Below are 5,446 nucleotides of genomic sequence, written 5' to 3' on the forward strand. Positions count from 1 at the left end.
CCAGGATGGATATGAAATGGAACGCGGCGATGCGGCTGAACTGATCATTTCCGTTACGACTTGGATTGGTGATATCGAGGTGATACGCAAATGACAGCTTTTATCGGACGCAGTTTGTATCTCATCCTGCTGTTCATTACCATCACGGTCGCCTATTTTTATCTGTTCCTCGGCTTGCCTTTAAAGGATGGCTGGCGGATTTTTGTGGAAGCGACCTATTCAGAAGTGCCCTTGGGCATTTGGATTTTGGCAAGCTGTATATTGCTTAGCGGCTATCTTTCCTTTTGGATGGGTTCTATTGCGAAAGCCAAAGAGAAAGCGATTGAAAAACGCTTAAGGGATGTCGTGGACAGCGAAGACATCGTCAAAGCAAAAAAACGGTTCTCCCCGCGAATCGACCGAACGCTCGAGGATATTTCCAACGTCCTTGTAACGCAGCGGAAAAGCTTACAGCGCATCACCGATGAACGGGCCGAAGCGCAAGATAAACTGATTCAAGAGCGGATTGTCCAGGAACGGCAGCGATTGGCTCGCGAGCTTCATGATTCTGTTTCACAGCAACTATTTGCTGCATCTATGCTACTCTCTGCCATTACGGAGCAAGGAGACCCAGACAATCCGAAGCAAAAGCCGCTCCTTCAAGTCGAACGGATGGTGCAGCAGGCTCAATTGGAAATGCGGGCCCTTCTGCTTCACTTGCGCCCCGCTGCATTAAACAATAAATCATTGAAAGAAGGATTAGAGGATTTATTGCTTGAATTAAAAGAGAAAGTCACCTTTGACATTCGTTTTCGCCTGGAAGAAGTTTCCCTTTCCAAAGGTGCAGAGGACCATCTGTTCCGCATCGCCCAGGAAACGCTGTCCAATACGCTCCGGCATGCCCAGGCAACTGAAGTGGATGTGCTTTTCGTCCAGCGGGATGGCCTCGTCATCTTCCGGGTTCAGGACAATGGAGTGGGCTTCAAGGAGAACGAAGACGGAAAAGGCGGCTCCTATGGACTGCAAAATGTGAAGGAGCGTGCCATCGAAGTTGGCGGCACATGTAAAATTGTATCGGTCCCTTCCCAAGGTACGATTGTTGAAGTAAAACTGCCAGCTCGGAAAGGAGAAGAACGGAATGATACGGATTCTATTAGTGGATGACCACGAAATGGTGCGCATCGGCGTATCGGCGTATTTACAGACACAACCCGACATGGAAGTGGTCGGAGAAGCGGCAAATGGCCGAGAAGCAGCCGAAAAAGCACTGGAATTGCGTCCGGATATTATCTTAATGGACATGGTCATGCCCGAAATGAATGGCGCCGAAGCCACCGCTGCTATCATCAAGCAATGGCCGGAAGCGAAAATTGTCATTGTCACGAGTTTTTTGGATGATGATAAGGTCTACCCTGCCCTGGAGGCCGGTGCCATCAGTTACATATTGAAGACATCCAACGCCAAACGGATTGCAGAAGCCATCCGCGATACGTTAAAAGGCCAAACCGTACTGGAGCCCGAAGTAACAACAAAAATGATGCAAAAAATGCGCTCAGGAAACGAAAGACGGCTGCATGACGAGCTGACAGAGCGGGAAATGGAAATCCTGCTTCTACTAGCGCAAGGCAAAACGAATCAGGACATTGCGGATGAACTATTCATCGCTTTGAAAACTGTGAAAACCCACGTCAGCAACTTGCTCTCCAAACTCGAAGTGCAAGACCGGACCCAGGCGGTCATTTACGCATTCAAACATGAACTTGTAAAATAAAAAAACCTGCACTCACGCCTCGTTTGGCATGAATGCAGTTTTTTCGTTTACGGTCGATACGGAGGATTTTCCGGATCTTCCCCGCGATTTGGATCAAAAGGATATTCTTCACCTGGATTCGTCGTATTAAAACCGTCCGGATTGGTTTGATTAAACTGAGTCGGATCGGCAGGATTGATCGGATTCGTCCTATCAGCATCCGCTGGGTCGGATAAAGGAAGCTCATCCGATTGTGTGATGCCATGATTCGGTTCAAAATCCTGCGCATTCGGATAGTCATGAGAGCCGTGATTGCGTGCCATGCGGCTACGACTTTGTTGAGCTGTTTCATCCACCGCTTGTTGTGCACGGTCGACGTTTTGCTTCGCCTGGCTCTTCATCTCACGTTTCTCCTGCTCCCACTTCTCTTTGGAAACATCAGCTTGTTGCAGGCTTGTCTCCATTTTCGATAAATAACGAGATGCATGTTCTCTTCCACCTAGGCCAAATGCGAGACCGAATGCCAAGGCAACACCGCCCAAAATGAGGATGAACGCCGCATTAATAATAGCTGGCGCAATGCCCAATTGGCTAAGTGCCATGAAGAAAGCAAAAGCAAGAATAGCATACTTTGCGACATAACGAAGAACATGAGGTGCACCTGCTTTGGTCGTCATAATGCTGCCGACGAATTTCTCCGCAAGATTCGCAAGCCAGAAGCCGACTGCCAAAATGACAAGCGCAGCGATGACCATCGGCAAGTAAGCAAAAATACCAGTCGCCAGCGTCACCATGAACTTCAACTTCAGAATTTGCAATGCTTCGACAACAAATAGCAGAATAACAACGATTTGGACAATCGTTCCGATAATTTGAGAGAGAGACGGAACGGTCGTGCCCGTCGTCCGGACACCCATTTTACCAAAGAGTGAATTGATACCGAGGTTGTCCAATAGTACGACGACAATGCCTTTAATCCAGCGGGCCAGGATAATTCCGACGAGTACAAGGAACACGGCGACCGCGATTTTCGGAATCATTGTCAAAATATCATTCAACATGGCAATAGCCGGTTGAGAGATTCCTTCCAGATCAAGCACTTCCAGCGCGGAGATTGTCACTGGAATCATAATAAGAATAAACACGATTGTGCCAATTACGGCAGAAACACTTGTCCCTTTTACATAAGAAGACAGTTTCAGTTTGTGTGCGACTTTGTCTACACCGACCGACTCAAGCAGCTTCGTCACGAGCGTACGAACAATTTTTGCTACAAGCCATCCAACTAGGAAAATGAGTGTAGCTCCGACCAGCTTAGGAAGGAAGTTCATAATGCTCGTCAGCATACCTTCAAATGGTCCGCTAATACCGCTTAATCCAAGTGCATGCAGCACAGCCGGGATGAACATGAGCAAGATAAGATAGAAGGCAATATTAGCAGCCGTCTCCACCCATTTGGTCTTGTTGACATCTTCCGGTGAACCGCCTGCTTTACTCACATACTTGTTCAAATTCAGCTTTGTTCCTGCAGCCAAGATGACTTTCTTGACGACGAGTGCAAGAACCCAGGCCAATAATAGGATCAAACCTGCTTTCAAAATGCTTAAAACAGCACCGCCAATGCCTGAATACATCGTCATGAATGGAGTGGCGATCATGGACGCATTCATAATATTAAAGAACAGAAGGAAGGCGAGCAGCAAAATGATGAAAAAGATAACCTTGCTAATGATCTTTTCCATGTTCCACTTGGAATCCTTGACATCTAGCCTCTCGTTCAGACGGGACTTCTTCATTCGTTTATAAACTGCGTTTTCCACTGCTTTTGCTATGAAAAAGCCAACAAGAAGTACAATGAGCCCCATAATTAATTCAGGAAGCCATCTCAACATGCTAGTAAAATAGAAATCCCTGTACATATCATTCAATCGATTGTCCTCCATTCCTTTGAATAATCTACTTGGACTATTCCTATAAATGGAGATGACTAAACCTATTTATCTTGGAAACTGGAAACCGGTGATAGGGAGTACGTTTTCCTGACTCGTTTTAATACAAACAGAAACCAAATTCTGGTTTTCAGTGGAATAAATTTGAGGGTTTTCATATAATATAATTAATGTCTTTCAATTCTGTAAAATTGTTAAATATAATTATTGAGGAAGGAGGATGCGAAGTGAGTAAATATAAAAAACGTACTGTTTACATTTCCATTGTAACACTTGCTTTCTTTTTAACATTATCACTTGTCTTGCAACAATGGGGTTTCTTCTTATGGAGTTTATTGCCTGTTTTTATCGTTATGATGACTGCGTTTTCCACCAATTTCGAGAGGAAAAGTAGTGAGGAATGAAAAGGTCTATTTAATTTATCAAGTTGAGGCGGGGTAGAAAATGAGCCATTTTAAACGTATACTTTTTGCATCCATTTTAGCCATGCTATTCGTTTCAATTCTGATTAGTGTAACAAACAATCGAATCGTAACTTTTTTAGGTACTTTCTTCATTATTTTTTTCTCAGTGCTCATCACAGGTTCGGTGACGAAAAGGAAAATAAAGAGGAACTAAAAAATGCCCGGCAGCAGAATCCGCGCACCGGGCAACCGTGAAAATTATTATTATTTTTTAGTAATCCGGCTTAATGCATCAATAACTCCTGCATGTAAACCTTCATGCCAGACGATAAATTCCACAGTTTCTCCGACAGTTTCCATGGACAGCGCACCAATTGTAATAGGTTTGGCTGCTGGGACATCCAGCTTTCCTTCCAGCGCAGCACGAATTCTGCCAGGCTGTTCTTTCAATGCCTCAAGCAGTTCCTCTTGGCTAGGTGGATTCCCGCTCCACTCGCCCGGGCGGGTTCCTGTGCCGAAGAATGTGCCCCATTCTGGATGGTGAGCCGTATATTCGGGGCAAACTAAGGTGATGAAATACTCCATGGACGAATAGATATGCCCGGCATTCCAGCGAATGGTATTGTTAAATCCTTCCGGCTGGTCGTCCCAAGCTGCTGCTTCCACCTTCTCCAGACGCCCTAAGGTGTAGTTGCGGGCAAATTCCAATTGTGACAGTGTGCTCATTTATCTCTCTCCCTTCCTTTTCAGTTTAATCCATTCCATTAAAAAACGGCAATTCCTAATGAGGATGCCGTTCAAGCGTTTTGGTCCGCCGGTTTCTTTTTATGTTCATTCCATTTTTCATGGGCTTTATGATTAAATTCTCGATTGTATTCTTCCTGATCTCCATATGGGAAGCGTTCCCCAGGTTTTAATACATGGTAATTGGGATTTCCGCCTTTTTTGTTTTCACTGTATGCAGAAGGACTGTCTTTCCCTGTTTTGTCTTCGGCGTTTTTTCGGAATTCCTTCGTCCAATTGGAGTCGGCCGGATCAGATAATGGCAGTTCATCGTAGGTTGTCGGTTTTTTTCCATGGTATAAAATCTTCGGTTCAATGTCCTTTTTATTTGGGTACGTACCATCTTTGATTGTCATTACGGATTCCTCCTTTTCCCCTCAAGCAGTAGTTTTCTTCTTTTCCCTCTTTTGTTTCTCACTAAACCTGTTTTCGGAAACTTGTTACTTTTTTTTACGTCTGAATTCATAAAGACGACGAGGTGTTTCATGAAAAAAGGATTTGGCATTCTGTTTCCGTTATTAAGCATGCTTCTTTTGCTTTGGATCGAGCAAGGCATCGGAGTCACTTATATTTGGAAAACC

At 44.8% G+C, this 5,446-nt stretch carries 6 protein-coding genes; 3 read left to right on the forward strand and 3 right to left on the reverse strand.

Going from position 1 to position 5,446, the window contains the following annotated elements:
- Positions 1-90 precede the first annotated feature (90 nt).
- Together NCCP2222_RS10890 and NCCP2222_RS10895 are read left to right on the forward strand one after the other, a co-directional pair.
- On the forward strand, positions 91-1,143 hold the full coding sequence (locus NCCP2222_RS10890; RefSeq protein WP_248512292.1) for a sensor histidine kinase: 1,053 nt from the start codon (positions 91-93) through the stop codon (positions 1,141-1,143).
- The gene (locus tag NCCP2222_RS10895; RefSeq protein WP_248512293.1) at positions 1,118-1,750 is read left to right on the forward strand and encodes a response regulator; all 633 of its coding nucleotides are present in this window, start codon (positions 1,118-1,120) and stop codon (positions 1,748-1,750) included. The genes NCCP2222_RS10890 and NCCP2222_RS10895 overlap by 26 nt, the downstream gene beginning before the upstream one ends.
- Positions 1,751-1,797: 47 nt before the next feature.
- On the opposite strand, the gene NCCP2222_RS10900 is transcribed toward NCCP2222_RS10895, so the two are convergent.
- Positions 1,798-3,648, reverse strand: coding sequence for a mechanosensitive ion channel (locus NCCP2222_RS10900; protein WP_248512549.1), 1,851 nt, complete (start codon positions 3,646-3,648; stop codon positions 1,798-1,800).
- Positions 3,649-3,905: 257 nt separating this feature from the next.
- Here NCCP2222_RS10900 and NCCP2222_RS10905 point away from each other — a divergent pair, with 257 nt between their 5' ends.
- The gene (locus NCCP2222_RS10905) at positions 3,906-4,082 is read left to right on the forward strand and encodes a hypothetical protein (protein ID WP_248512295.1); all 177 of its coding nucleotides are present in this window, start codon (positions 3,906-3,908) and stop codon (positions 4,080-4,082) included.
- Positions 4,083-4,346: 264 nt separating this feature from the next.
- On the opposite strand, the gene NCCP2222_RS10910 is transcribed toward NCCP2222_RS10905, so the two are convergent.
- Both NCCP2222_RS10910 and NCCP2222_RS10915 read right to left on the reverse strand, forming a co-directional pair.
- A complete protein-coding gene (locus NCCP2222_RS10910) occupies positions 4,347-4,808 on the reverse strand; it encodes a DinB family protein (RefSeq protein ID WP_248512296.1) in 462 nt (153 codons plus the stop codon).
- Between the two features lie 71 nt (positions 4,809-4,879).
- Positions 4,880-5,221: a hypothetical protein gene (locus tag NCCP2222_RS10915; protein WP_248512297.1), complete on the reverse strand. Its 342-nt coding sequence runs from the start codon at positions 5,219-5,221 to the stop codon at positions 4,880-4,882.
- Positions 5,222-5,446: the final 225 nt, after the last annotated feature.

The organism is Sporosarcina sp. NCCP-2222 (assembly GCF_023168145.1).
Taxonomy (GTDB): Bacteria; Bacillota; Bacilli; order Bacillales_A; family Planococcaceae; genus Sporosarcina.

Coding starts and splice junctions, on each gene's coding strand:
- NCCP2222_RS10890 (WP_248512292.1), top strand. CDS start 91: ATGACAGCTTTTATCGGACGCAGTTTGTATCTCATCCTGCTGTTCATT.
- NCCP2222_RS10915 (WP_248512297.1), bottom strand. CDS start 5,221: ATGACAATCAAAGATGGTACGTACCCAAATAAAAAGGACATTGAACCG.
- NCCP2222_RS10895 (WP_248512293.1), top strand. CDS start 1,118: ATGATACGGATTCTATTAGTGGATGACCACGAAATGGTGCGCATCGGC.
- NCCP2222_RS10900 (WP_248512549.1), bottom strand. CDS start 3,648: ATGTACAGGGATTTCTATTTTACTAGCATGTTGAGATGGCTTCCTGAA.
- NCCP2222_RS10910 (WP_248512296.1), bottom strand. CDS start 4,808: ATGAGCACACTGTCACAATTGGAATTTGCCCGCAACTACACCTTAGGG.